At 43.0% G+C, this 26,285-nt stretch carries 20 protein-coding genes and 2 tRNA genes; 3 read left to right on the top strand and 19 right to left on the bottom strand.

Features of this window, described 5'->3' with window-relative positions; all coding sequences use genetic code 11:
• Positions 1-37: 37 nt before the first annotated feature.
• The 15 genes from nlpI to rlmE form a co-directional block, all read right to left on the bottom strand.
• On the bottom strand, positions 38-931 hold the full coding sequence (nlpI, locus tag C9J48_RS17400) for a lipoprotein NlpI (protein WP_006230696.1): 894 nt from the start codon (positions 929-931) through the stop codon (positions 38-40).
• 83 nt (positions 932-1,014) lie between these two features.
• Entirely contained in the window at positions 1,015-3,138 is a 2,124-nt protein-coding gene (pnp, locus tag C9J48_RS17395; protein ID WP_006230695.1) for a polyribonucleotide nucleotidyltransferase, read from the bottom strand.
• 285 nt (positions 3,139-3,423) lie between these two features.
• Positions 3,424-3,693 carry a 30S ribosomal protein S15 gene (rpsO, locus tag C9J48_RS17390; protein ID WP_006230694.1) on the bottom strand — a complete coding sequence of 90 codons (270 nt, stop codon included), beginning with the start codon at positions 3,691-3,693 and terminating at the stop codon, positions 3,424-3,426.
• A gap of 206 nt (positions 3,694-3,899) precedes the next feature.
• Positions 3,900-4,850, bottom strand: a complete 951-nt coding sequence (gene truB / locus C9J48_RS17385) for a tRNA pseudouridine(55) synthase TruB (RefSeq protein ID WP_006230693.1) — start codon at positions 4,848-4,850, stop codon at positions 3,900-3,902.
• Positions 4,850-5,254 (bottom strand): 30S ribosome-binding factor RbfA, encoded by a 405-nt coding sequence (rbfA, locus tag C9J48_RS17380; protein WP_006230692.1) that lies wholly within the window; start codon positions 5,252-5,254, stop codon positions 4,850-4,852. The genes truB and rbfA overlap by 1 nt, the downstream gene beginning before the upstream one ends.
• Before the next feature lie 124 nt (positions 5,255-5,378).
• Positions 5,379-8,114, bottom strand: a complete 2,736-nt coding sequence (infB, locus tag C9J48_RS17375) for a translation initiation factor IF-2 (RefSeq protein ID WP_006230691.1) — start codon at positions 8,112-8,114, stop codon at positions 5,379-5,381.
• 26 nt (positions 8,115-8,140) lie between these two features.
• Positions 8,141-9,628, bottom strand: a complete 1,488-nt coding sequence (gene nusA, locus C9J48_RS17370; RefSeq protein ID WP_006230690.1) for a transcription termination factor NusA — start codon at positions 9,626-9,628, stop codon at positions 8,141-8,143.
• A 22-nt stretch (positions 9,629-9,650) separates the two neighbouring features.
• Positions 9,651-10,106 carry a ribosome maturation factor RimP gene (rimP, locus tag C9J48_RS17365; protein ID WP_006230689.1) on the bottom strand — a complete coding sequence of 152 codons (456 nt, stop codon included), beginning with the start codon at positions 10,104-10,106 and terminating at the stop codon, positions 9,651-9,653.
• A 178-nt stretch (positions 10,107-10,284) separates the two neighbouring features.
• A tRNA-Met gene (locus C9J48_RS17360) sits at positions 10,285-10,361 on the bottom strand.
• A gap of 58 nt (positions 10,362-10,419) precedes the next feature.
• Positions 10,420-10,504 (bottom strand) — tRNA-Leu (locus tag C9J48_RS17355).
• Positions 10,505-10,515: 11 nt separating this feature from the next.
• The gene (gene secG / locus C9J48_RS17350; RefSeq protein WP_006230688.1) at positions 10,516-10,851 is read right to left on the bottom strand and encodes a preprotein translocase subunit SecG; all 336 of its coding nucleotides are present in this window, start codon (positions 10,849-10,851) and stop codon (positions 10,516-10,518) included.
• A 228-nt stretch (positions 10,852-11,079) separates the two neighbouring features.
• On the bottom strand, positions 11,080-12,417 hold the full coding sequence (glmM, locus tag C9J48_RS17345) for a phosphoglucosamine mutase (RefSeq protein ID WP_006230687.1): 1,338 nt from the start codon (positions 12,415-12,417) through the stop codon (positions 11,080-11,082).
• A gap of 101 nt (positions 12,418-12,518) precedes the next feature.
• Positions 12,519-13,349 carry a dihydropteroate synthase gene (folP, locus tag C9J48_RS17340; RefSeq protein WP_006230686.1) on the bottom strand — a complete coding sequence of 277 codons (831 nt, stop codon included), beginning with the start codon at positions 13,347-13,349 and terminating at the stop codon, positions 12,519-12,521.
• Positions 13,350-13,423: 74 nt separating this feature from the next.
• Positions 13,424-15,415: an ATP-dependent zinc metalloprotease FtsH gene (gene ftsH, locus C9J48_RS17335; RefSeq protein ID WP_006230685.1), complete on the bottom strand. Its 1,992-nt coding sequence runs from the start codon at positions 15,413-15,415 to the stop codon at positions 13,424-13,426.
• 49 nt (positions 15,416-15,464) lie between these two features.
• Positions 15,465-16,094, bottom strand: coding sequence for a 23S rRNA (uridine(2552)-2'-O)-methyltransferase RlmE (rlmE, locus tag C9J48_RS17330; RefSeq protein ID WP_006230684.1), 630 nt, complete (start codon positions 16,092-16,094; stop codon positions 15,465-15,467).
• A gap of 138 nt (positions 16,095-16,232) precedes the next feature.
• On the opposite strand from rlmE, the gene yhbY reads away from it, so the two are divergent.
• Positions 16,233-16,529 carry a ribosome assembly RNA-binding protein YhbY gene (yhbY, locus tag C9J48_RS17325; protein WP_006230683.1) on the top strand — a complete coding sequence of 99 codons (297 nt, stop codon included), beginning with the start codon at positions 16,233-16,235 and terminating at the stop codon, positions 16,527-16,529.
• Positions 16,530-16,666: 137 nt separating this feature from the next.
• Here the strand turns inward: yhbY and greA are convergent, their stop codons facing one another.
• Positions 16,667-17,140, bottom strand: coding sequence for a transcription elongation factor GreA (gene greA, locus C9J48_RS17320; RefSeq protein WP_006230682.1), 474 nt, complete (start codon positions 17,138-17,140; stop codon positions 16,667-16,669).
• A gap of 485 nt (positions 17,141-17,625) precedes the next feature.
• Here greA and C9J48_RS17315 point away from each other — a divergent pair, with 485 nt between their 5' ends.
• Positions 17,626-18,627, top strand: a complete 1,002-nt coding sequence (locus C9J48_RS17315) for a porin (RefSeq protein ID WP_006230681.1) — start codon at positions 17,626-17,628, stop codon at positions 18,625-18,627.
• A gap of 122 nt (positions 18,628-18,749) precedes the next feature.
• On the top strand, positions 18,750-20,153 hold the full coding sequence (dacB, locus tag C9J48_RS17310; RefSeq protein ID WP_006230680.1) for a serine-type D-Ala-D-Ala carboxypeptidase: 1,404 nt from the start codon (positions 18,750-18,752) through the stop codon (positions 20,151-20,153).
• A 103-nt stretch (positions 20,154-20,256) separates the two neighbouring features.
• Here the strand turns inward: dacB and C9J48_RS17305 are convergent, their stop codons facing one another.
• The 3 genes from C9J48_RS17305 to carA form a co-directional block, all read right to left on the bottom strand.
• On the bottom strand, positions 20,257-21,105 hold the full coding sequence (locus tag C9J48_RS17305; protein ID WP_006230679.1) for a magnesium transporter: 849 nt from the start codon (positions 21,103-21,105) through the stop codon (positions 20,257-20,259).
• Positions 21,106-21,647: 542 nt separating this feature from the next.
• Positions 21,648-24,869 carry a carbamoyl-phosphate synthase large subunit gene (gene carB / locus C9J48_RS17300; protein ID WP_006230678.1) on the bottom strand — a complete coding sequence of 1,074 codons (3,222 nt, stop codon included), beginning with the start codon at positions 24,867-24,869 and terminating at the stop codon, positions 21,648-21,650.
• 16 nt (positions 24,870-24,885) lie between these two features.
• Positions 24,886-26,040 carry a glutamine-hydrolyzing carbamoyl-phosphate synthase small subunit gene (gene carA / locus C9J48_RS17295; protein WP_006230677.1) on the bottom strand — a complete coding sequence of 385 codons (1,155 nt, stop codon included), beginning with the start codon at positions 26,038-26,040 and terminating at the stop codon, positions 24,886-24,888.
• Positions 26,041-26,285: the final 245 nt, after the last annotated feature.

Here is a 26,285-nt window from a genome sequence, read left to right as displayed (position 1 = left end):
GCTTTTCTTCATCGCATTATGTGGCAATCAATAAAAACTAGTTCGTCTCTTTTTGTCCATTTTGTGCTTCATAAGCCGCCATAATTCTGCTGATTTCTAACAATGAGAAACGGTGCTCAACAAACTCATACACGTTACCCGCTAAAGCTAACTTGTATAGCATCACAGCCGCAGAATAATCACTTTGTTGTTGATACGCCTTCGCAAGGTAGAAGTACCCTTCAGTCAAGCGCTCTGCTAACTGATCATTACTTTCACTTTCCGTCGCAATCTCATTCAAAAATTGAGTTTCTGTGATTTCACCAAGATACAGACGCACAATTTGCCATCCCCAATCTTGCTTATCACTGGCATCATAACGTAGCTTTAATTTTTGAGCTGCCGTTTCAGAATCTTGTTCAAATTCAACAAAATATAACCAAATAACACGGTAAGGGTCATTCACACCTTGTTGGTAATGCACCAACAAATCATCGTGAGCCAATGCTAAACGACCACCATAATATAAAGCGATACCACGGTTACGCAGAGCAAACGGATGCTGAGGGTTTAGCTCTAAGGTTGAATCAAACGCTTCATACGCGGCATCAAAATGCGCGCTTTGGGTAAAATACACCCCAAGAATATTAAAAACATCTGGCTGGTTTGGCTTCAACGAAAGAGACTGGTTAAAATCAAGGCGTGCTAAATCACGTAAGCCCAAGCTGTCATTTAATAAACCACGCTCATAAAACATTTGTGCAACGGTCGCTTTATCGAGATCATCACGCTTTAGTAGCTGATCAATACGCGCCAATTGTATTTGCTGTTGAATTGTAGGTTGAAATGGCACAGCCATCGGAGGATGGGTCCATTTCGCTTGAGACGATGCACATCCTGTTAGTACCATCACTGCGGCAATACATACGAGCTTTAACCTGTTTGCAATCAATGCTGTTCTCCCTGAAGTACACAATTTAGATATAAAAAAAGGGGCTAATCAGCCCCTTTATAACATGCTTTCAGAAGAAAGACTTAGCCTTGTGGCTGTTCGTCTTGTACTGGCGCAGGATTTTGATCTGCAACAGCTTCTTTCATGCTTAGGCGAATACGACCCTGACGGTCGATTTCAAGTACTTTAACTTGAACTTCTTGACCCATTTGTAGATGGTCAGATACTTTCTCTACGCGCTCTTGAGCGATTTGAGAAATGTGTACCAAGCCTTCTTTAGCACCGATAACTGATACGAATGCACCAAAGTCTACGATACGCATTACTTTACCAGTATAGATGCGACCAACTTCAACGTCAGCAGTGATTTCTTCGATACGACGGATAGCTTCTTTAGCTGCAGCGCCTTCAGTTGCTGCAATCTTGATTGTACCGTCGTCTTCGATTTCAATTGTAGTACCAGTTTCTTCAGTTAGTGCACGGATAACTGCACCACCTTTACCGATAACATCTTTAATCTTGTCAGAACTGATCTTCATCGTATGAATACGAGGAGCAAACTGAGAGATATCATCACGGTGAGAACCAATTGCATCGTCCATCACGCTAAGGATGTGCTTACGTGCACCTTTAGCTTGATTTAGAGCGATCTGCATGATCTCTTTAGTGATACCTTCAATTTTGATATCCATCTGAAGTGCTGTGATACCGTCGTCAGTACCCGCAACTTTAAAGTCCATGTCACCTAGGTGATCTTCGTCACCAAGGATGTCAGAAAGAACAACGAAATCGTCGCCTTCTTTAACAAGACCCATTGCGATACCCGCAACAGACGCTTTAATTGGCACACCAGCATCCATAAGAGCTAGAGAAGTACCACATACAGAAGCCATTGAAGATGAGCCGTTAGATTCAGTGATTTCCGATACAACACGTACTGTGTATGGGAACTCTTCAACAGAAGGCATTACTGCAGCAATACCACGCTTAGCAAGCTTACCGTGACCAATTTCACGACGCTTAGGTGAACCAACAAAACCAGTTTCACCAACACAGTATGGAGGGAAGTTGTAGTGTAGAAGGAAGTGATCTTTCTTCTCACCCATGATGCTGTCGATGATTTGTGCGTCACGTTGTGTACCAAGCGTAGCAGTAACTAGAGCCTGAGTTTCACCACGTGTGAACAAAGAAGAACCGTGAGTACGTGGAAGTACACCAGTACGTACGTCTAACGCACGAACCATGTCTTTTTCACGACCATCGATACGTGGGTTACCCGCGATGATGCGGCTACGTACAACGTTCTTCTCAAGAGAGCTTAACATGCCACGAAGTTCACGCTCATCCAGCGTTTCGTCTTCAGCAAGAAGGCTTGTAACAACATCGTTCTTAATAGAACCGACTTCGTCGTAACGTGCCATCTTTTCAGTGATTTGGTATGCGTCAGAAAGGCGAGTTTCAGCTTTATCAGCAACGCGCGCTTTAAGTTCAGCATTAACGACTGGTGCAGTCCAATCCCAAGCAGGAGTTGCAACTTCAGCCGCAAACTCGTTGATTGCATTGATAACAACTTGTTGTTGGTCGTGACCATAAACAACAGCTTGTAGCATTGTCTCTTCAGATAGGCGATCAGCTTCTGATTCAACCATCAGAACTGCGTCTTTAGTACCAGAAACAACTAGATCTAGGCGGCTTTCTTCTAGTTCAGTGTTGCTTGGGTTAAGAACGAATTGATCGTTAACAAAACCAACACGTGCTGCACCGATAGGACCATTGAACGGTAGACCTGAAATAGCAAGTGCCGCAGACGTTGCGATCATAGTGATCATGTCTGGGTTTACATCTGGGTTTACAGAAACCACAGTTGCAATTACTTGTACTTCGTTTTTGAATGCACTTGGGAATAACGGACGGATAGGACGGTCAATTAGACGCGCTGTAAGCGTTTCGCCTTCAGAAGGGCGACCTTCACGCTTAAAGAAACCACCAGGAATTTTACCTGCAGCGTATGTACGCTCTTGGTAGTTAACTGTTAGAGGGAAGAAGTCTTGACCTTCAACGGCCGCTTTCTTACCAACAACAGATACAAACACAGACGTATCGTCCATGCTTGCCATAACAGCAGCAGTCGCTTGACGTGCCATAACACCAGTTTCTAGGGTAACTGTATGGTTACCGTACTGGAAAGTCTTTACGATAGGATTCACGTGAATTTCCTTAATATTATTCGCATTTTATTTGCGCCATTGAGTATATCTGACACAAAGAAAGGCGTCATGTGATGAAACCCACTTTCACGATGATTTTACATATCGCGACTAATGAAAATTATCTATCGAATCAATATTTTCGCTTATTCGTCAAATAACATTCATTAGCCGCGACCTTAAGGTCGGGAAAACGACTGCATAATCAGGGTAAAGGTGTGTTTCAGTAAATATAGAGCCTAATAAAAAGAAAGGAGCCATAAGGCTCCTTTCTCGAAAGCAATCTTAGCGACGTAGGCCTTGACGCTTGATAAGATCTTGGTAACGATCAAGATTCTTACCTTTAAGGTAGTCTAGAAGCTTACGACGGCGAGAAACCATACGTAATAGACCGCGACGGCTGTGGTGATCGTGTTTGTGGTTAGCAAAGTGACCTTGAAGGTGGTTGATTTGTGCTGTTAAAAGCGCAACCTGAACTTCAGGTGAACCAGTGTCGTTTTCGCATTGTGCGTATTCAGCAACGATAGTTGCTTTAGTTTCTGCATTCAGAGACATAACTCTTCCTAATACTAGATGTTTTTAATTTGTGTCGCCAATCTCTGATTCAGCCGACACCCGAACCGCGGATTATACTGGCAGCATAGAGTTGCTGCAAGAAAAAAGAATAGAAAGAAAAACGCGATGAAAATAGTGACTATTTTCATCGCGTTTATTATTCAAATCTCTAGCGGAAAACTGCTAAATTAACAGTTAGCTAACTATTATGCTTCGTCTTGTTTGTTAGCCATAACACGCTTAGGCGCAACCATATTGTTTTGGTCTATTTCACCAATACCAATGAAGTCACGTTGTTCCCCAACGGTAATGCGAACCAATGTACCTTGTTCTGGTAGTTTGCTCGCTTTGACTGGTTGACCGTGCAAAATAGCATCGCCACCTTCAACAGTAACATTCGCCTCAGGCAAATCTTGAACTGCAGAATCTGTCGGTAACAATAGTGGATCAAGTAATTCGCCAGGCTCAATACCTTGCTCTGTTGCCTGATCAAGCAATGCTTGAAGTTGTTCTAAGGTAACAACTTTTTCCATCGGATAATCAGACACACCAGTACGACGTAAATACACAACGTGCGCACCACAACCCAGCATTTCACCAAGATCATCGGTAATAGTACGAATGTAAGTCCCTTTTGAACAATGCACTTCCATTTCAACTTCATGACCTTCAAAACGAAGAAGCTCAATAGAATGAACGGTGATTTTACGAGATTCACGAGGAATTTCGATACCTTCACGGGCATATTCATAAAGAGGGCGACCTTGATACTTCAATGCTGAAAACATTGAAGGGATCTGGTCAGTCGTGCCACGGAACTTAGCGATGCAACGTTCAAGCTGACCACGGTCAACTTTCACTTCACGCGTTTCAACAACTTCACCATCAGAATCAGAGGTATTTGTACGCTCACCTAATTTTGCAATTACGCGGTAGCGCTTATCTGAATCTAACAAAAATTGAGAAAACTTCGTTGCTTCACCAAAACAAATCGGCAGCATACCTGTCGCTAATGGATCAAGCGCTCCAGTATGACCCGCTTTTTGAGCAAAGAAGATACGCTTTACTTTTTGCAGCGTATCATTCGAAGTAATTCCGGTTGGTTTATCGAGAAGAATAACTCCATCGATTGGACGACCCTTACGACGACGTGCCATTACTTATCCTCACCTTCTTCCGTGTTATCTTCATCAACACGACGCTCTTCGTCATCACGAACAGCATTAGAAACTAAGTTCGAAATACGCATACCTTCAGTCAATGACTCATCAAAGATGAATGTAAGTTCAGGAGTTACACGTAGGCGAATTTGCTTACCAAGAAGTGAGCGAATATACGGTGCCATTTCACGTAAAACAGCTAGGCTGCCTTTAGCAGTTTGTTCACCGATAGTGAAGAATGTTACAAATACTTTTGCGTAACACATATCACGTGATACTTCGACACTTGAAATTGTCGTCATACCAACACGTGGATCTTTAAGTTCACGTTGAAGGATAACAGCAAGTTCTTTTTGTAACTGCTGAGCAACACGTTGGGTACGACTGAATTCTTTAGCCATTTTAACTATCTCTCTTAAAGAAACGGGCTATCTTAAAGAAGAAAGCGCTCTTGAAAGAATGGGGAGCCTAAGCTCCCCATTGGGTTGTATGTTTACTTAATTAGATAAGTAACAACCTTGATGATTAATCAAGAGTACGTTGAATCTCAATGATTTCAAATACTTCGATCTGGTCACCAACGCGAACATCATTGTAGTTCTTAACGCCGATACCACATTCGTAGCCATTCTTAACTTCGTTAACATCATCTTTGAAACGACGTAGTGATTCAAGCTCACCTTCGTAAATAACCACGTTATCACGTAGAACACGAATAGGGTTGTTACGCTTGATAGTACCTTCAGTAACCATACAACCAGCGATTGAGCCGATCTTAGGAGATTTGAATACATCACGAACTTCAGCTAGACCAATGATTTCCTGACGGAATTCAGGAGCAAGCATACCGCCCATTGCAGCCTTAACTTCGTCAATCAATTGGTAAATAATTGAGTAGTAACGTAAGTCAAGGTTTTCGTTATCAATCATACGACGAGCTGGAACATCAGCACGAACGTTGAAACCAAGAAGAATTGCATTAGACGCTGCTGCAAGTACTGCATCAGTTTCAGTAATACCACCAACACCTGAACCAACAACCTTCACTTTAACTTCGTCTGTAGACAACTTCATTAGTGAATCAGCGATTGCTTCGATAGAACCTTGTACGTCAGCTTTCAGTACAACGTTCAGTTCAGCAACTTCACCAGCTTCCATGTGTGAGAACATGTTTTCTAGTTTAGCTTTTTGCTGACGTGCTAGTTTAACATCGCGGAATTTACCTTGACGGTAAAGTGCAACTTCACGTGCTTTACGCTCATCACGTACAACAGTCGCTTCGTCACCCGATGCTGGCACACCAGAAAGACCTAAGATCTCAACTGGAATTGAAGGACCAGCAGTCTCGATTTCTTTACCGTTTTCATCGCGCATTGCACGAACACGGCCATGTTCAAGACCACAAAGAACGATATCGCCCTTACGTAGCGTACCTGATTGAACAAGTACTGTTGCAACTGGACCACGACCTTTATCAAGACGAGATTCAACAACAACACCGCTAGCCATGCCTTCTTTAACTGCTGTCAGTTCAAGAATTTCAGACTGAAGCAAGATAGCTTCTAGCAAACCGTCAATGTTTGTACCTTGCTTAGCAGAGATGTGAACAAACATGTTTTCACCGCCCCACTCTTCAGGGATAACATCGTACTGAGCTAGCTCATTCTTAACGTTGTCTGGGTTTGCGCCTTCTTTATCGATCTTGTTCACAGCAACGATCAAAGGAACACCTGCCGCTTTAGCGTGCTGGATTGCTTCGACTGTTTGAGGCATAACGCCATCATCTGCCGCTACTACTAGTACAACGATATCTGTCGCTTGAGCACCACGAGCACGCATAGCGGTAAACGCTGCGTGTCCCGGAGTATCAAGGAAAGTAATCATACCGTTGCCAATTTCAACGTGGTAAGCACCGATATGCTGCGTAATACCGCCAGCTTCGCCAGAAGCAACGTGTGCTTTACGAATATAATCAAGCGTTGATGTTTTACCGTGGTCAACGTGACCCATGATAGTAACAACAGGAGCACGAGACTCAGCAATTTCATCTTCACCGCGGTCAGACATCAGTGCTTCTTCAAGTTCATTTTCTTTACGGAAAATAACTTTGTGACCCATTTCTTCAGCAACAAGCGCTGCTGTTTCTTGGTCGATTACCTGATTAATAGTAACCATAGCGCCCATCTTCATCATCGCTTTGATGACTTCAGTCGCTTTTACTGACATTTTGTTAGCCAGTTCAGAAACAACAACTGTTTCGCCAATCACAACATCTGATTTAGCGACTGTCGCTGTTTTATCAAAACCTTGTTGCATTGAAGTAGGAGCATTAACCTGAGGTTTTTGCTTACCACGTCCACCACGTTGGTTACGACCGCCACGACCTTTACGATCATCTGCTTTTTTAGCAGCTGGCTTTTTCTTACGACGAGTACCAGTGGTTTCTTCTTTACGATCTTGCTCATCTTCCGCAGCACGGGCATGAGTAGATGTTGTTACGTGGTAATCTGATTTTTCCATACTTGTTGTTGCATTCTGCTCAGTAGCTGACCAGTTTTTTTCATTTGTTTCTGCCATTTTGCGGGCCTCTTCTAGCTGACGCTGACTATCTTCTTCGGCTTTACGCTTGGCTTCCTCTTCCCGGCGAAGTTGCAATAACTCAGTTTCACTCTTAGCCTGTTCGACAGCGACGGTGCGTTTAGCTTTCTCTTCGGCTTTACGCTTATCTGTAGCTTCACGCTTCACCGTATCCTCAGTGTTACGTTTAGCCTTATTTTCTTCTTCACGTTTCGCTTTTTCTTCAGCCAAACGCGCGTCATCAACTTTACGTTTTGCAGCTTCTTCTGCTTCTCGTTTAGCGTTCAATTCAGCATCTTGCTGAGCTTGAACTTCACGTTGTGCAGTTTCTTCTGCGACACGCTTAGCGTCATCAGCAGCACGCTGCTCTTCTTCAAGAGCTGAGCGCTTCACGAAAGTACGCTTTTTGCGTACTTCCACTTGAACACTTTTACTTTTACCACCCGTACCCGACACACTTAAAGTACTGTGTGTCTTACGTTGTAAGGTAAGGCGAGTTGGAGTGCCATCAGTACTCTCACCACCGTGCTCTTTTTGCAGGTGTGACAATAGAGACTGCTTCTCGGTTTGGCTTACGTTATCTTCAGCTTTCTTGCTGATACCAGCATCGGAAAACTGTTGAAGCAAACGGTCAATTGGTGTTCCCACTTCTGCCGCTAATGCTTTAACTGTAACCTCTGACATACTGCTCCTCCCTTGCTAATTTTTTATTACGCTTCGTCGCTAAACCAACAAATATTACGCGCAGCCATAATAAGCTCACCCGCTTTTGCTTCGTCCATCTCTTCGAGGTCGAGCAAATCATCTGTGCCTTGGTCAGCAAGATCTTCCAGCGTACAAATACCTTTCGCAGCTAGCTTAAACGCTAATTCACGCTCTAAACCGTCAAGACCAAGAAGATCAGCTGCAGGCTCTACACCCTCAAATGATTCTTCTTGCGCAAGGGCAAGCGTAGTCAGTGCTGCTTTCGCACGATCACGTAGCTCATTAATTGCGTCTTCATCAAGACCTTCAACATCCATAAGCTCGCTAACAGGAACGTAAGCGATTTCTTCTAGTGTTGTGAAGCCTTCTTGAACCAATAGCGTCGCGAAGTCTTCATCAATGTCTAGGTGCTTAGTAAACGTATCAATCGATACTTGTGCTTCTTCTTGGTGCTTCTTCTGTAGATCTTCTACAGTCATTACATTTAGTTCCCAGCCAGTAAGCTGTGATGCTAAACGGATATTCTGACCACTACGACCAATTGCTTGAGCAAGGTTATCTTTCTCAACAGCAATATCCATTGTGTGGTTATCTTCATCAACAATGATTGAAGCAACTTCAGCAGGCGCCATTGCATTGATAACATACTGTGCTGCGTTTTCGTCCCAAAGAACGATATCAATACGCTCACCAGCAAGTTCGCTAGAAACGGCTTGTACACGTGCACCACGCATACCAACACACGCACCAACTGGGTCAATACGTTTATCGTTTGTTTTCACTGCAATTTTTGCACGTGAACCAGGATCGCGAGCTGCGCCCATAAGTTCAATCAGCTCTTCACCGATTTCTGGCACTTCAATGCGGAATAGCTCTAATAGCATTTCTGCTTTAGAACGAGTCATGAATAATTGGAAACCACGCGCTTCAGGACGCACTGCGTATAGAAGACCACGAATACGGTCACCTGAACGGAAATTTTCACGAGGAAGCTGATCATCACGTTGGATTACGGCTTCTGCATTGTTACCTAAATCGATAACTACTGCATCACGGTTTACTTTTTTAACGATACCAGTGATTAGCTCACCTTCGTTATCCATAAACTGCTCAACAATTTGCTCGCGTTCAGCTTCACGTACTTTCTGTACGATTACTTGCTTAGCAGTTTGTGTTGTAATACGGTCGAATGTTACTGATTCGATCTCGTCTTCAACAAACCCACCAAGTTCGATGGTTTCATCATCGTATTGTGCTGCTTCAATCGTCATTTCTAATGTCGGTTGAGTAACTTCATCAACAGCAATCCAACGACGGAATGTTTCAAATTGGCCCGTCTTACGATCGATAGCAACACGAACATCAATTTCAGCTTCGTGTTTTTTCTTAGTAGCTGTTGCTAGTGCGATCTCTAGAGCTTCAAAGATACGCTCACGAGGAACAGCTTTTTCATTGGATACCGCTTCAACGACAGCCAAGATTTCTTTGTTCATTTCTAATGCCTCTGCTTAGCGGTTAGAATTTTGGAATCAGGTTAGCTTTGGAAATATTGCTAAGTGCGAATGTTTCATCATTACCGTCGACTTTCAGAGTGATAAGCTCACCCTCAACAGCAACAATGTCACCCTTCCACTTACGGCGATTATTCATCGCCATTTTCAATACCAAGTTGACCTCGTGACCAACAAATTGTTGGTAATGTGCAGCTTTGAACAGCGGCCTCTCGAGACCAGGGGAAGACACCTCCAGGTGATAAGCCACAGTGATAGGATCTTCTACATCCATAACTGCACTGATTTGACGGCTTGCTTCGGCACAATCTTCCACATTAATACCATTTTCATGATCCACGAAAACACGTAATGTAGAATGTTCGCCTGCGCGAATAAATTCCAAGCCTACCAGTTCATAACCTGAAGCATTTACAGACGCCTCAAGTAGTTCGGTTAATTGCATCTCTAAAGCTGTCAAGACAACCCCCTGAAAACAAAAAAAGGGCCAAAAGCCCAGTGAATATCTGAATTATCATATTTCAGATAATAAAAAACCCCGAATACGGGGTTTTTTATTACTGGACCCTGATTACCACAGCAAGCTGTGATAGAAAAACAACATCTCTATTAAATAGGATAGTCGCTTTTCGGGAAAGTGGTTGCGGGAGCTGGATTTGAACCAACGACCTTCGGGTTATGAGCCCGACGAGCTACCAAACTGCTCCATCCCGCGTCCGAAATCTAAACGTATTATATCGTTCAGATGTTACTATTACAAGTAACCAGTATAATGGTGCCGAGAAGGGGACTTGAACCCCTACACCTTGCGGCACTAGCACCTCATGCTAGCGTGTCTACCAATTTCACCATCTCGGCTAAATCTTTTATTACTGAGGAATGTCGCTATTTACAGGCGCAGTCTCAGTTTTTTCTACAACTTGCTCTGAGTTTACGTTGCCACTCAGATCTTCCCAGCCACTTTTTTCAGATGCTTGCTTAGCACTCATGTTGCCAAGAACAAGACTAATAACAAAGAAAATTGCTGCACAAACTGTAGTCATTCGGGTCAAAAAGTTTCCAGAGCCGCTAGCGCCAAACAGAGTTCCTGATGCACCAGCCCCAAATGAAGCTCCCATATCCGCGCCTTTACCTTGTTGAACCAGTACTAGGCCAATAACACCAAGCGCAGCCAACAGATAAATCACAAGTAGAATTTCGTACATGGGTTCCACCTATTGTCAATTTTGCTGTGCCGGCTTTTGTTGTAGTACTGCCAGCGCACTCCCATCACTAAGGAGCGGGAGAATACTAGCGAATGCATGTAGATGTGACAAGCACTATTTCATCAAATAGTTATTAAGGCGAGCCACTTGTACAACATTTAAACAAAAACCAACACAAACTATTAAATATCACCTAAAAAATAAAACAGGATGATATTAAACCTACGCTTAACAGTTATCTTTAACTGCTTGAGCGATTTCAAGTGCGTATTGCTGCACTAAATCTGCATTTTCGCCTTCAACCATAACGCGGATCAAAGGCTCTGTACCAGACTTACGTAATAGAACACGGCCAGTATCACCCAACTTAGCTTCAACCGCTTTTTGCGCAGCAATAACAGCATCAGACTCTAACGGATCACCCTCGCCTTTGAAGCGAATGTTTTCTAACACTTGCGGGAACATTGTCATGCCATCGCTAAGTTCTTTCAATGTCATCTTACTACCAACAATTGATGCCATCACTTGCAAGCCAGCAACAATGCCGTCACCTGTCGTGATTTTATCTAATAAGATAACGTGACCTGAATTCTCTGCACCAATTAACCAATTATGCTTCTGCAGTTCTTCCATCACATAACGGTCGCCTACTTTTGAGCGAACAAAGGGAATACCTAAATTTTTCAAGGCAACTTCCATACCAAGGTTAGTCATTAATGTACCAACAACCCCGCCTTTAAGTTCACCACGGCGCAATGCATCGCGGGCAACAATATAAGCGATTTGGTCACCATCAACTTTGTTGCCTTCATTATCAACCATGATCACGCGATCGCCGTCACCATCGAGAGCAATACCAAAGTCGGCTTTCTCTTCTAGTACTTTAGCTTGTAATGCACGTACATCGGTTGCGCCAACTTGGTCATTAATGTTTATACCGTTTGGCTCACAACCAATAGTAATCACTTCAGCGCCAAGCTCTCTGAATACATTAGGGGCAATATGATACGTTGCACCGTGAGCACAATCGACAACGATTTTATACTCAGAAAGATCATATTGAGAAGGAAAAGTACCCTTACAGAATTCGATGTAGCGACCAGCTGCGTCATTGATACGGTAAGCCTTGCCTAACATTGCTGATTCAACGCAAGTCAGTGGTTTTTCCATCTCAGCTTCAATCGCTAACTCAACCGCATCAGGTAATTTTGTGCCTTCCGATGAAAAGAATTTAATGCCGTTATCATAATACGGGTTATGCGATGCTGAAATCACAATACCCGCTTCAGCACGGAAAGTACGCGTAAGGTATGCAACAGCAGGTGTTGGCATAGGTCCGGTAAATGCGGCTTGTAGGCCTGCCGCAGCAAGACCTGCTTCTAATGCAGATTCAAGCATGTAGCCAGAAATGCGCGTATCTTTACCAATCAATACCTTCTTGGTGCCTTGCTGAGATAAAACACGCCCTGCAGCCCAACCCAACTTGAGTACAAACTCGGGGGTAATAGGACCTTCGCCAACCAATCCACGAATACCATCGGTACCAAAAAACTTACGTTCCGCCATTATATGCTCCTAGCAATTTCTTTTATTTTTTAACATGACTCTAGAAATATCAGTATTTTTTATACCAAATGCCGTTATCTACATCGAAATCACGCTTAGTTTTATTCTTGTGCCTGCGTCATACGGCACACTTTTAGCGCATCAACAGTTTCTTGTGCATCATGAACACGAATTATTTGCGCACCTTTCATTGCTGCAATTGTCGCACACGCCAGGCTACCAACAAGACATTCACTTGGCTGTTTGCTCAACAATTTTGAAATCATCGACTTTCGAGACATCCCTACTAAAAGAGGAAGTCCAAATTGGTGGAATTTATCCAAATGCGCCAGCAAGTGATAATTATGTTCCAAGGTTTTACCAAAACCGTACCCTGGATCTAATAATAATTGTTCACGGGCAATGCCTGCTTTTTCACATGCACTAATACGTTCGGCAAGAAATACACTCACATCAGTAATTAAATCGCCATAATGTGGTTGAGCCTGCATTGTACGCGGCTGACCTTGCATATGCATTAAGCAAATCGGCACATTGGCTTTTGCTGCTGCCTTTAATGCTCCCTCTTCACGTAATGCGCGCACATCATTGATCAAATCAGCACCTGCTGTAACCGCTTCCGTCATCACAAGCGCTTTACTCGTGTCTATTGATACCCAACAATCAAAGCGCTGCCGAATTGCCTCAATAATAGGTACAACACGTTCAAGTTCTTGCTCTTCTGAAACATCTGCAGCACCAGGGCGAGTCGATTCACCACCGATATCGAGAATACTGGTTCCAGCCTCTAGCATAGCCTCAACATGTCGCAGCGCATGATCAAATTGATTGAATTTCCCCCCATCTGAAAATGAATCAGGGGTAACATTTAAGATCCCCATAGTATGGGGGTAAGACAAATCGAGTGTTTTTTCTTTGCTTGTCAAAATCACGAATCATTACTCCATGATAATTTAAATAAAAAAAACCCCGACACAAGTTCGGGGCTTTAATATTTGAAAGGCAATTAAGCTTGAGGCTTATCGTCTTCTTTTGGTTCTTGTTCCGCTTTTGGCTTTAGCTCTTCGCTGTCAGTTGCAACTGGCTTTTCTTCAGTTTCAACTTTAGCTTCTGCTTTCGCTTCAGGTGTCGGCTCTGATTTAGCTGCTGATGGCTTTATTACATCATCAGTATCGCCCCAACCTTTCGGTGCGCGAATTTCTGATTTACGCTCCATCAAATCATCGATTTGACCAGCATCAATCGTCTCATACTTCATCAATGCATCTTTCATTGCATGCATGATATCCATATTTTGAGCTAGAATTTCACGAGCACGTTCATAGTTACGGTCGATAAGAGCACGAACTTCCGTATCAATAGCACGAGCAGTATCATCAGACATATGTTTAGTCTGTGTAACCGAACGACCTAAGAATACTTCGCCTTCATCTTCAGCGTAAAGCACTGGACCCATCTTTTCAGAGAAGCCCCATTGAGTAACCATTTTACGTGCAATATCAGTCGCACGTTCGATATCGTTAGAAGCGCCAGTAGACACTTTATCAGCACCGTAGATCAACTCTTCAGCTAAACGTCCGCCATAAAGGCTTGAAAGCATAGATTCAAGGAATTCACGAGAATGACTAACACGATCCTTTTCAGGCAGGTACATAGTCACACCCAACGCACGACCACGAGGAATAATTGATACTTTGTACACTGGATCATGATCCGGTACCAAGCGACCAATAATTGCGTGGCCCGCTTCGTGATATGCTGTTGATTCTTTTTGGTCTTCAGACATAACCATTGATTTACGCTCTGCGCCCATCATGATTTTATCTTTCGCCAATTCGAACTCAACCATTGAAACAACACGCTTGTTACCGCGAGCAGCAAACAATGCAGCTTCGTTCACAAGGTTCGCCAAATCAGCACCAGAGAAACCAGGCGTACCACGAGCAATCAAAGATGGTACTACATCTCCTTCAAGCGGCACTTTACGCATGTGAACTTTAAGAATCTGTTCACGACCACGTACATCTGGCAAGCCTACAACAACCTGACGGTCGAAACGACCTGGTCGAAGTAATGCTGGATCCAATACGTCGGGACGGTTTGTCGCAGCAATAACAATGACACCTTCATTACCTTCAAAACCATCCATCTCAACAAGCATTTGGTTCAATGTCTGTTCACGTTCATCGTGACCACCACCAACACCAGCACCACGTTGACGACCTACAGCATCGATCTCATCGATGAAAATAATACAAGGCGCTGCTTTTTTTGCTTGTTCGAACATGTCACGTACACGAGATGCACCTACACCAACGAACATTTCAACAAAGTCAGAACCGGAAATAGTGAAGAACGGTACTTTCGCTTCACCAGCAATTGCTTTTGCCAACAACGTTTTACCCGTACCAGGAGGACCAACCAACAAAATACCTGTTGGAATTTTACCACCTAGTTTTTGGAAACGGCTTGGATCGCGTAGATAATCAACCAGCTCTTTAACGTCTTCTTTTGCTTCATCACAACCTGCAACATCTGCAAACGTTGTTTTGATTTGGTCTTCACTCATCATACGCGCTTTAGATTTGCCGAACGACATGGCTCCTTTGCCACCGCCGCCGCCTTGCATCTGACGCATGAAGAAAACCCAAACACCAATAAGAAGTAACATTGGGAACCACGAGATGAAGATTGAAGCAAGTAAGCTTGGCTCTTCAGGTGGAGTACCCAACACTTTCACATTAGCGTTGATAAGATCGTCTAGTAGTTTCTGATCGTTAAAAACAGGCAGATAAGTGACGTATCGCGTATTGTCACGCTTAAATACGGTGATTTCACGCTCGTTGAATCGTGCTTCCCTTATCTGATCCTGACCGATTTCACGGACAAACGTCGTATAATCGACTTGACGGCCAGCGCTATCACTAGGACCGAAGCTCTGAAAGACAGACATCAGAACCACAGCGATAACCAACCACAAAATCAAGTTTTTTGCCATGTCACTCAAGGTGTTAGCCCCGCAATAACTTAAAGATGAATGTAGAGTACTACAGTTTGTAACCTGTAGCCACAATATAGACCTCACGAGAGCGATCTCGAGAAGAATCCGGTTTTCTTATTTTAACTACTTTGAACATGTTACGAATTTCAGCTAAGTACTGATCAAAGCCTTCACCTTGGAATACTTTAACAGCGAAGCTGCCATTCGGAGCAAGAACTTGTCGGCACATATCTAATGCTAGTTCAACAAGATACATTGCTCTAGGTTGGTCTGAAGCAAGGTTACCGCTCATATTTGGTGCCATGTCTGAAAGTACGACATCAACCATGTTTGGTTGAATACGCTCTAACAGTGCACTTAACACCGCCTCTTCGCGAAAATCCCCTTGCAAGAAGCTGACGCCCGGTAATGAATCCATCGACAAAATATCGCATGCAATAACTTGTCCTTCATCACCAACCACTTCAGCGGCGTACTGTGACCAACCGCCAGGTGCAGCACCAAGGTCAACCACTGTCATGCCAGGTTTTAATAATTTATCTTTATTTTGAATCTCTTCAATCTTAAAGATAGCACGAGAGCGATAGCCCCTTTTTTGTGCCTCTTGGACGTATTTATCATCAAAATGTTCTTTTAGCCAACGACCAGAGCTGGCCGATTGTTTATTTCTACTCATACTAAACCTAATGAGTTGATGTATTTATCCAGTATACTGCGTTGAAAATGTTCTGCGTATACTAAACAAATTAGTCTTCTAGTCTAGATGGCGTTAGAATGTCGTGTTTTCAACCCTAATTCACAAAATAGAGTCATCATGAATCTAAGTACCAAACAGAAGCAACACCTTAAAGGCCTTGCTCATAATCTAAAACCTGTTGTTCTTATGGGCTCAAACGGTTTAACTGAAGCAGTAATCGCTGAAATCGAAATTGCGCTTAATCACCACGAGCTAATCAAAATCAAGGTTGCTACTGAAGACCGCGAAACCAAGATATTGATTGTTGATGCAATCATTCGCGAAACGAAAGCGGAAAAAGTTCAAGTAATAGGTAAAACACTCGTTCTTTACCGCCCGACGGAAGAACGAAAAATCGAACTTCCTCGCAAATAAAAAAGGCCGCCAATGCGGCCTTTTTTACATCAACTCACTTTGAAATTGTAACATCTGAGCTTTAAATAACCGTTCAAATGTAACATTTACTAACAGTTAAATAGAATTACAGCCTTTATCGTTAGAACCACTATCGATTAAATGTACTGAACTTGCTCGATTTCAAATTCTTTTACGCCGCCCGGTGTAAAGATAGAAACTTCATCACCTTCAAGCTTACCGATTAATCCACGTGCAATCGGAGAATTTACAGAGATCAGATTTTTCTTAATATCTGCTTCGTCATCACCAACGATACAATACATCACTTCATCATCAGTATTTATATCAATAAGCTTAACAGTCGTACCGAAAATCACTTTACCGGTATTTTCCATTTTCGTGACATCAATAACCTGAGATACAGAGAGCTTATATTCGATATCTCGAATTTGTGCTTCGCAAATACCTTGTTCTTCACGCGCAGCGTGATACTCAGCATTTTCTTTTAAGTCACCCAATTCACGAGCTTCACCAATCGCCTTAGAAATAATAGGACGACGCTTTAACAGTACCTCCAGCTCTTCACGTAGAGTCTGTTCACCACGCACAGTCATTGGAACCTTTTCCATAAATTTCACTACCTCAGTACACCCCAAGACGCTCGTCACTCTTAGGGGAAAAAAAGCCAGACCAGCATTGGCTGAACCAGCAGGGTTTAAAGGGTTACTGTCATTTTAAACAAAGATGACAAAGAGATCACCTTCGAAAATCATTATTATTGAACTCTTACAAAAGTCAGCCTGTAACACAATCAAACAGCATAAAGATGTGTTAAACCTCACAATTTAACCAACAGTAACGATTTAAACACCAGAAAAAATATCAACAAAACTCTAAATACAACTAAATCAACACGACAGCATCGAACTTTTTTACAATTAAATAAAACACTGAAAAATAAGGACATAATAAGAAATATAACTTTAAAAATATCCTCATGTAGTATTTTTCAGTTTTTTTTACTAACAAAAAACAAAATAGACCAGTAAAAAGAACGTCATGCATTTGGAACTTAAATGTACATAAATAAAATAATTTTAAAAAGGATTCGGCAATGAACAAGAAACTGATTGCTTTAGCAGTAGCAGCAGCATCTATCTCTTCTGTAGCAACAGCAGCAGAAGTTTTCTCAGACGAAACATCTAGCCTAGCAATTGGCGGTCGTTTTGAAGCTCGTGCAGTACTAGCTGACGTAGAACAAAGCAATGGTAAAACAAGCAGCGAAGTGTCTGATAACAGTCGCGTACGTATCAACGTTGCAGGTAAAACAGACATCACTGACACTGTTTACGGTATCGGTTTCTACGAAGGCGAATTCACAGACGGTGACGAAGTTAATAACCGTCACCTAAACGCAGGTATCGGCGGTGACTTCGGTCAAGTTGTTTACGGTAAGACTGACGGCTCTCTAGGCATGCTTACAGACTTTACCGATATCATGGCATACCACGGTAACGAAGCTGGTAACAAACTAGCAGCAGCTGACCGTACTGGCAACAACCTTGCGTACGTGGGTTCTTTCGACCTAAATGGCGACAACCTAACAGTTAAAACAAACTACGTGTTTGCTGGTAGCGAAGAAAACGAAGGTTACTCTGCTGCTGCAATGTATGCAATGGACATGGGCCTAGCATTCGGTGCAGGTTACGGCGAGCAAGAAGGCCAAGCTCTTTCTGGTGACAAAACTGGTAAGCAAGCATTCGGTGCTATCTCTTACACAATCAGTGATTTCTACTTCTCTGGTCTTTACCAAGATGCACGTAACACAAATGTATACGGCAACATCAATGTTGCAGAGTCTACTGGTTACGAATTCGCAGCTGCATACACTATGGGTAAAGCAGTATTCATTGCAACTTATAACTACCTAGAAGATACAGACAAGAACGCTGACCTACGTGATTCTATCGCAGTTGACGGTACTTACTACTTCAACAAGAACTTCCGCACTTACGCTTCGTACAAGTTCAACATGCTAGATCAAGACTCATCAGTTGGCATCACTAAAGCTCGTACTTCTGACGAGTTCGTTCTTGGTGCACGTTACGACTTCTAATCCCGCTTGGATTAGTTAAGCTTAACGCTGATACTTTTAAAAACGCAGATCGCAAGATCTGCGTTTTTTATGTCTATCTACTATATGATTAGCACTATTCTTTCAGATAATTGTGCATATTCATGTTTAAAAAAATCTTATCACTGTCACTGCTCATTATGAGTCTGCCTTCACTGGCTGCGTTCAATCCCCAAGCCGCCATCAATAAACTGCCTAATGGACACGATTTAGCGTTAATGATCGTTGACCCTGCAACCAATCAGGTACTTTTTTCTCAGCGTGAAGAGCAATTACAAGCCCCAGCCAGCACACAAAAAGTGATCACTGCACTTGCTGCTAAACTCTACCTTAATGACAACTACCGCTTTAATACCGATCTTGAAGTTAGTACTAACGATGTGATTATTCGCTTTAATGGTGATCCAACATTATCCCGCACTGAACTCACCTCGCTGTTAAAAACACTCAAAAAGAATAATCTTTCAACGATCAAAGGTAATCTATACCTAAACGGCAATGCTTTCTCTGGTTATGAGCGCGCAGCTGGCTGGCCATGGGATATTCTAGGCGTTTGCTATAGTGCGCCATCAAGCAGCATTACACTTGAACACAACTGTGTACAAGGCGCTTTATACAGTAATAAAGCTGTTGGTCAACAAACGCGTATTAACGTTCCCAGCCACCAGCCGATTAACGCGGTATCTAATGCGCTTATCGTGACCAAAGAACAACAAAAACAACAACACTGCGAATTAGAGTTAGTTGCAAATCCTAGTAACAACTATCAACTCAGTGGCTGTTTACCACAAAGTAAGAAACCACTGCCGTTAAACTTTGCCGTGCAAAATACCGAAGCCTATACCGCAGCAGTGATTCAGCAGGAATTAAAACGTACAGGGATCCAGCTAAAAGGTCAGATTCTACGTAATAACAATATAAAAGGTAAACGCATTGCACGTCATCAATCGGTACCGCTGTCGGAACTGATCGATGTAATGCTGAAGAAATCAGACAACTTAATCGCTGATAACTTAACCAAAACATTAGGTCGTGAATACTTTAAACAAGCAGGCACATTCAACAATGGCGTGGCAGCAATCAAAGCCATTTTACAGGAACACGCCAATATCGACTTAACCGATGCTGTTATGGTCGATGGTTCTGGCTTATCACGAAATAACCGCATAAAAGCAAGCTCACTGATGCAAGTGATCACTTACCTCTATAATAATCCGTCACTGGGTTTACTGAAAAATATGCCAGTATCAGGAGAAAGTGGTACGTTACTTTACCGACAAAGCCTTCGCCAAGCGCCACTGAAGGGCAATATAGTCGCAAAAAGTGGGTCTTTATATGGCAGTTACAATCTAGCTGGAATGATTAAGACTCAATCAGGTAGAACACTGTTGTTTGTCCAAGTAGTGAATAACTATTTTCCACCCGATAATACGAATGATAAGCCCACTACTTCCCCCATTACTGAATTTGAAAAAGCCTTATACCTAGGCATTTATAACAAATATTAAGAAATATAATGTAGCCAATTGCTTCAATTACCTACGACTAGAAACAACAAAGCCCTAACGCATTAGATACGTTAGGGCTTTCGTTATGATTTCTAGCTTAATGCTACGATAATCCAAGCATCCAATTAACAGTGGTAAAGTAAATCATCATACCGGTGATATCGACCACAGAGGCCAAGACAGGGCTAACCAATACCGCAGGATCTAATCGACATGCTCGTGCCACCATTGGTAGTACGCCACCAACACTCGTTGATAATACAACCTGAAGCGAGATAGCCATGCCAATTGCCATTGCTATATCTTCTAGGCTCATACCTACAGGCAACGAGCTGTTATCACTGAACATCATCACACGCCCCATAATCACCGCGGCTAATACGCTAGCCATAATGATTGATACGCGAAATTCTTTCCACAATACGAGTAGCCAATCTTTACACCGTATCTCTTCCATCGCGAGCGCCCTTACCACCAAGGTTGCTGCTTGCGAGCCTGTATTACCACCAGCAGCCGCAATAACGGGCATATAGATAGCGAGTAATACTAACTGGCTTAATGTATCTTCATAATGAGAGATAATTAAACCGGAAACAATACCGAGTAAAGCCAACCCCACAATCCAACCGATACGCTCACGTACATGGCTCATTACACTGTTTTGTAAGTAGTGACCAGCAGGCTCAGCTTCAGAGCACAGTAAACCAAGCCCACTCGCTAAGTGGCGCATACGTACTTCTTCACCCAGTTCATCTAGCCGATCAAGTAGGTTTTGGACATGACGTAGCGGGCACTCATGGAGCACGGCAGTAGCCTCTGTCATTGGCATTACTACCAATAATTTTGCTTGTTCATCAAAGGAATATTTTAAAAATGCATTTCGTGCAGCCAGAATATCATTCTGACCATAGTTTTCCGTTACAGCATCAGCTGCATAGTTCATTACCGCCATGGCGAATCTCCCGATTGGCATAGTTACAGTAACGACCATCAAAATTTTGCCACAATACAAGGTAAACGTGCTTTTTACTCTTTGCTGTAACACTAAAAAATAGCACTACAAACAACAGCAAAATGCCTGTCATTTACAACTTATTGACATAATTCAACATTGAGAATATAGGAAGAAAATCGAGGAAATATTGTCAAACTGGGTATAAAAGAAAATATACAAATAAGGACAGATTATTCCGAACCCTAGCAGGATCGGAAACATAGGAGACCGACACCATTAAAGGGTTTGATTTTCCACCTTCATACTCGGAGGATGGTCGGTATCGTTCATTGAAATCTCCAAAATTTGCCGCTTGTTGCGACGTCGGTAATTGTACGCAATCCAATACTGAGTTCAAGTTCTATATGAGTTAAAAGTGATACAAATTGTGATGGTTACCATTACCTCGTTATTTGACTAGTGAATATAAAAAACCCACCAAAAGGTGGGTTTTTAAATATATGCACTATACCGTTAAGATTGCACCTTAATGGTCGTGATTATGCCTTAATACGAGCGTGAAGCTCTTGCAAAGATGTAACGTGCCCACGGTCATCGGCAGTGTGAGCCATACACGTTGCAAATGCAGCATTTAGCGTAGTGGTGTAATTCACCTTTTCAGCCAATGCGCTACGACGAAGTACTTTAGAGTCTTCAATCGCTTGACGACCTTCTGCCGTATTTACAATGTAGGAATATTCATTGTTCTTGATGCGGTCAAGAATATGAGGACGACCTTCGTGTACCTTGTTCACTAGACGTGGGTTAATACCCGCTTCACCTAGAATCACAGCTGTACCGTGTGTTGCATCTAGCTGGTAGCCAAGCTTCACAAGCTTAGATGCTAAATCGACAACACGTTGCTTGTCATTATTACGTACCGATAATAGTGCACGACCACCATCTTCGTATTCTTTACCACAACCAAGTTCTGCTTTAGCAAATGCTTCTGCGAATGTATCACCAAAGCCCATAACCTCACCTGTTGAGCGCATTTCAGGGCCTAACAGCGGATCAACACCTGGGAATTTGTTAAATGGCAGAACCACTTCTTTTACAGAATAATAAGGCGGGATAATCTCTTTAGTAAAGCCTTGAGATTCAAGAGACTGACCAGCCATTACACGTGCTGCAATTTTCGCTAGTGGTGCACCTGTTGCTTTCGAAACAAATGGTACAGTACGCGCAGCACGAGGGTTAACTTCAATTAAGTAAACTTCGTTATCTTTCACTGCGAACTGGGTATTCATCAAACCACGAACACCTAGTTCAAATGCTAGCTTTGTCACTTGCTCACGCATCACATCTTGGATTTCTTTGCTTAGCGTGTATGCAGGCAGTGAACATGCAGAATCACCTGAGTGAACACCCGCTTGTTCAATGTGTTCCATGATGCCGCCGATAACAACTTGTTCACCATCACAAATAGCATCAACATCGACTTCAACTGCATCATCAAGGAAGCGGTCAAGCAATACTGGTGATTCGTTAGAAACACTTACCGCTTCATTAAAGTAACGGCGAAGATCTTGCTCATCGTAGACGATTTCCATCGCACGACCACCCAATACATACGATGGACGAACAACTAATGGGAAACCAATAATGCGTGATTTCTCAATCGCCTGTTCCATTGCAGTAACAGTGGCATTCTCTGGCTGTAACAGACCTAAACGGTCAACCGCTTGCTGGAAGCGCTCACGGTCTTCTGCACGGTCGATAGCATCTGGGCTAGTACCTATAATTGGTACGCCAGCAGCTTCAAGTTCGCGAGCCAGTTTCAGTGGCGTTTGGCCACCGTATTGAACAATAACGCCTTTTGGCTTTTCAACACGTACAATGGCTAACACATCTTCCAATGTTACAGGTTCAAAGTACAAACGATCTGATGTGTCGTAATCCGTTGAAACCGTTTCAGGATTACAGTTAACCATGATGGTTTCATAACCATCTTCACGTAATGCTAATGATGCATGAACACAACAGTAATCGAATTCAATACCTTGACCGATACGGTTAGGGCCACCGCCCAGAATCATGATCTTATCTTTATCTGTTGGCTGTGCTTCACACTCTTCATCGTATGATGAATACATGTAAGCCGTATCAGAAGAGAATTCAGCCGCACACGTATCAACGCGCTTGTAAACTGGGTGAATGTCATACTGGTCACGTAATTTGCGGATTTCGCTCTGTGCAACACCTAGCAATTTAGCTAAACGCTCATCAGAGAAACCTTTACGCTTTAGCTTACGTAGTTCAACAGCATTTAGACCCGCAAAACCGTTATCTTTAACTTTTTGCTCATCTTTAACGATGTCTTCAATTTGTACCAAGAACCAACGGTCAACATTCGTTAAGTTGAACACGCCATCAACCGACATACCTGAACGGAATGCATCAGCAATGTACCAAATACGCTCTGCGCCTGGCTCTTTCAGCTCATGACGAATCTTGCTCATTGCATTTGGTTCGTCTAGATCAACCATTTCATCAAAGCCTGTTGCGCCAACTTCTAAGCCACGCAATGCTTTCTGTAATGATTCCTGCTGATTACGACCAATGGCCATCACTTCACCCACAGATTTCATCTGTGTTGTAAGACGGTCATTAGCACCGGCAAACTTTTCAAAGTTAAAACGAGGGATCTTCGTGACAACATAGTCAATAGTCGGTTCAAATGATGCAGGTGTCGCACCACCCGTGATGTCGTTCATTAACTCATCAAGGGTGTAACCAATCGCCAGCTTCGCCGCGATTTTTGCAATCGGGAAACCTGTTGCTTTTGAAGCAAGCGCAGATGAACGCGATACACGTGGGTTCATTTCGATGATAACCATACGGCCATCTTTCGGGTTGATACCAAACTGCACGTTTGAGCCGCCAGTTTCAACGCCGATTTCACGTAGCACTGCTAACGATGCATTACGCATCAACTGGTATTCTTTATCTGTTAGCGTTTGTGCTGGTGCAACAGTAATTGAATCACCTGTGTGAACACCCATCGCATCGAAGTTTTCAATCGCACATACGATGATACAGTTGTCGTTTTTATCACGAACAACTTCCATCTCGTATTCCTTCCAACCAATTAACGATTCATCGATAAGCAATTCGTTTGTTGGTGAAAGATCTAAACCGCGAGTACAGATTTCTTCAAATTCTTCTTTGTTATAAGCGATACCACCGCCTGTACCACCCATCGTAAACGATGGACGAATGATACAAGGGAAGCCAACCATATCGAGAACTTTGTAAGCCTCTTCCATCGTCTTCGCTGTATCAGCATTAGGACATTCTAAACCGATAGATTTCATTGCTTTGTCGAAACGTGAACGGTCTTCAGCTTTATCAATTGCATCAGCTGTAGCACCAATCATTTCAACATTGAATTCTTTTAGTACACCCTGCTTTTCAAGCTCTAGTGCACAGTTAAGTGCAGTCTGGCCACCCATCGTCGGCAGTAAAGCATCAGGGCGTTCTTTAGCTATGATGTTACGCACAACTTCCCAATGAATTGGCTCGATATATGTTGCATCGGCCATGTCAGGGTCAGTCATAATAGTTGCAGGGTTCGAGTTAACCAGAATAACTCGGTAACCTTCTTCACGCAGCGCTTTACAAGCTTGTGCACCTGAATAGTCAAACTCACATGCCTGACCGATAACAATCGGACCAGCACCTATAATCAGAACACTTTTTATGTCAGTACGTTTTGGCATTTCTTACTACTCCGGCTTAGGCGCTGCGTGCTTCATTAACAGAAAGCTTAATTAACTCGATAAAGTGGTCAAACAGTGGTGCGGCATCCGTTGGGCCAGGGCTCGCTTCAGGGTGTCCCTGGAAGCTGAATGCTGGCTTATCTATACGGTGGATACCTTGAAGAGAACCATCAAACAGGGATTTGTGCGTTGCACGTAGCGTATCTGGCAATGTTGCTTCGTCAGCAGCAAAACCGTGGTTCTGGCTGGTGATCATGACCACATCACGGTCGATATCTTTTACCGGGTGGTTAGCACCGTGGTGACCAAACTTCATTTTTACTGTCTTTGCACCACTTGCCAGAGCAAGGATTTGGTGACCAAGGCAGATACCAAAAATCGGTAAACCTATATCAAGGAATGTTTTCGTAGCTTCAATAGCATACGTACATGGTTCAGGGTCACCAGGGCCATTCGACAAGAATACGCCGTCTGGGTTCATCGCAAGAACGTCTTCTGCCGATGTTTGAGCAGGTACAACAGTTAAGCGGCAACCACGGTCAACTAACATTCGTAAAATATTACGCTTAGCACCGAAATCATAAGCAACAACATGGTATGGCAGTTCACTGTCATCTTTTGCCTCAGGCAAACCATCAAGCAATGTCCATGAACCTTGCTTCCACTGGTATGTTTCAGCCGTTGTTACCACTTTCGCAAGATCCATCCCTTTCAAGCCCGGGAATTCTTTTGCTTTTTCTAATGCCAATGCTTCATCAAGGTTATCACCCGCCATGATGCAGCCATTCTGAGCGCCTTTCTCACGAAGAATACGCGTTAGCTTTCGCGTATCAATCTCGGCAATGCCGACAATGTTTTGTGATTTAAGGTAGTCAGAAAGGGAACGTTCATTACGGAAGTTTGAAGCGAGGAGGGGTAGATCACGAATTACCAAGCCTTGCGCATGGATTGAAGTAGATTCTTCGTCTTCGGAATTGGTTCCGGTGTTGCCAATATGGGGATAGGTAAGCGTTACAATCTGTTGGGAATAAGAAGGGTCAGTGAGAATTTCCTGATACCCCGTCATCGAGGTGTTAAAAACAACTTCACCAATGGCCGAACCATCTGCCCCAATGGATATACCACGGAACACAGTCCCATCTTCAAGGACTAACAGCGCAGATTTGCTCAAGACAACCTCCAAAAAATAAAAATGCAATTAAAACAGATAAACTTGCAACTACCCATTCCATACAAAGTCGAAACCCAAGTCAAACTGAATTTTGACAAATTCCGCGCATTCTATGGATCACTGCTCAAACTGTCAAGAATCAATCCAAAATAAGTGTAAAATATATCGACTTTAGAGAGAAAATGCAGCCAAACGATAGAAATCATAAGATTTAAGATGATATTCAGGGCTTATTTTATGAGCAA

The organism is Photobacterium profundum (assembly GCF_003026285.1).
In the GTDB taxonomy this organism is placed as follows: Bacteria; Pseudomonadota; Gammaproteobacteria; order Enterobacterales; family Vibrionaceae; genus Photobacterium; species Photobacterium profundum.
This window is presented reverse-complemented; position numbering and strand designations above follow the sequence as displayed.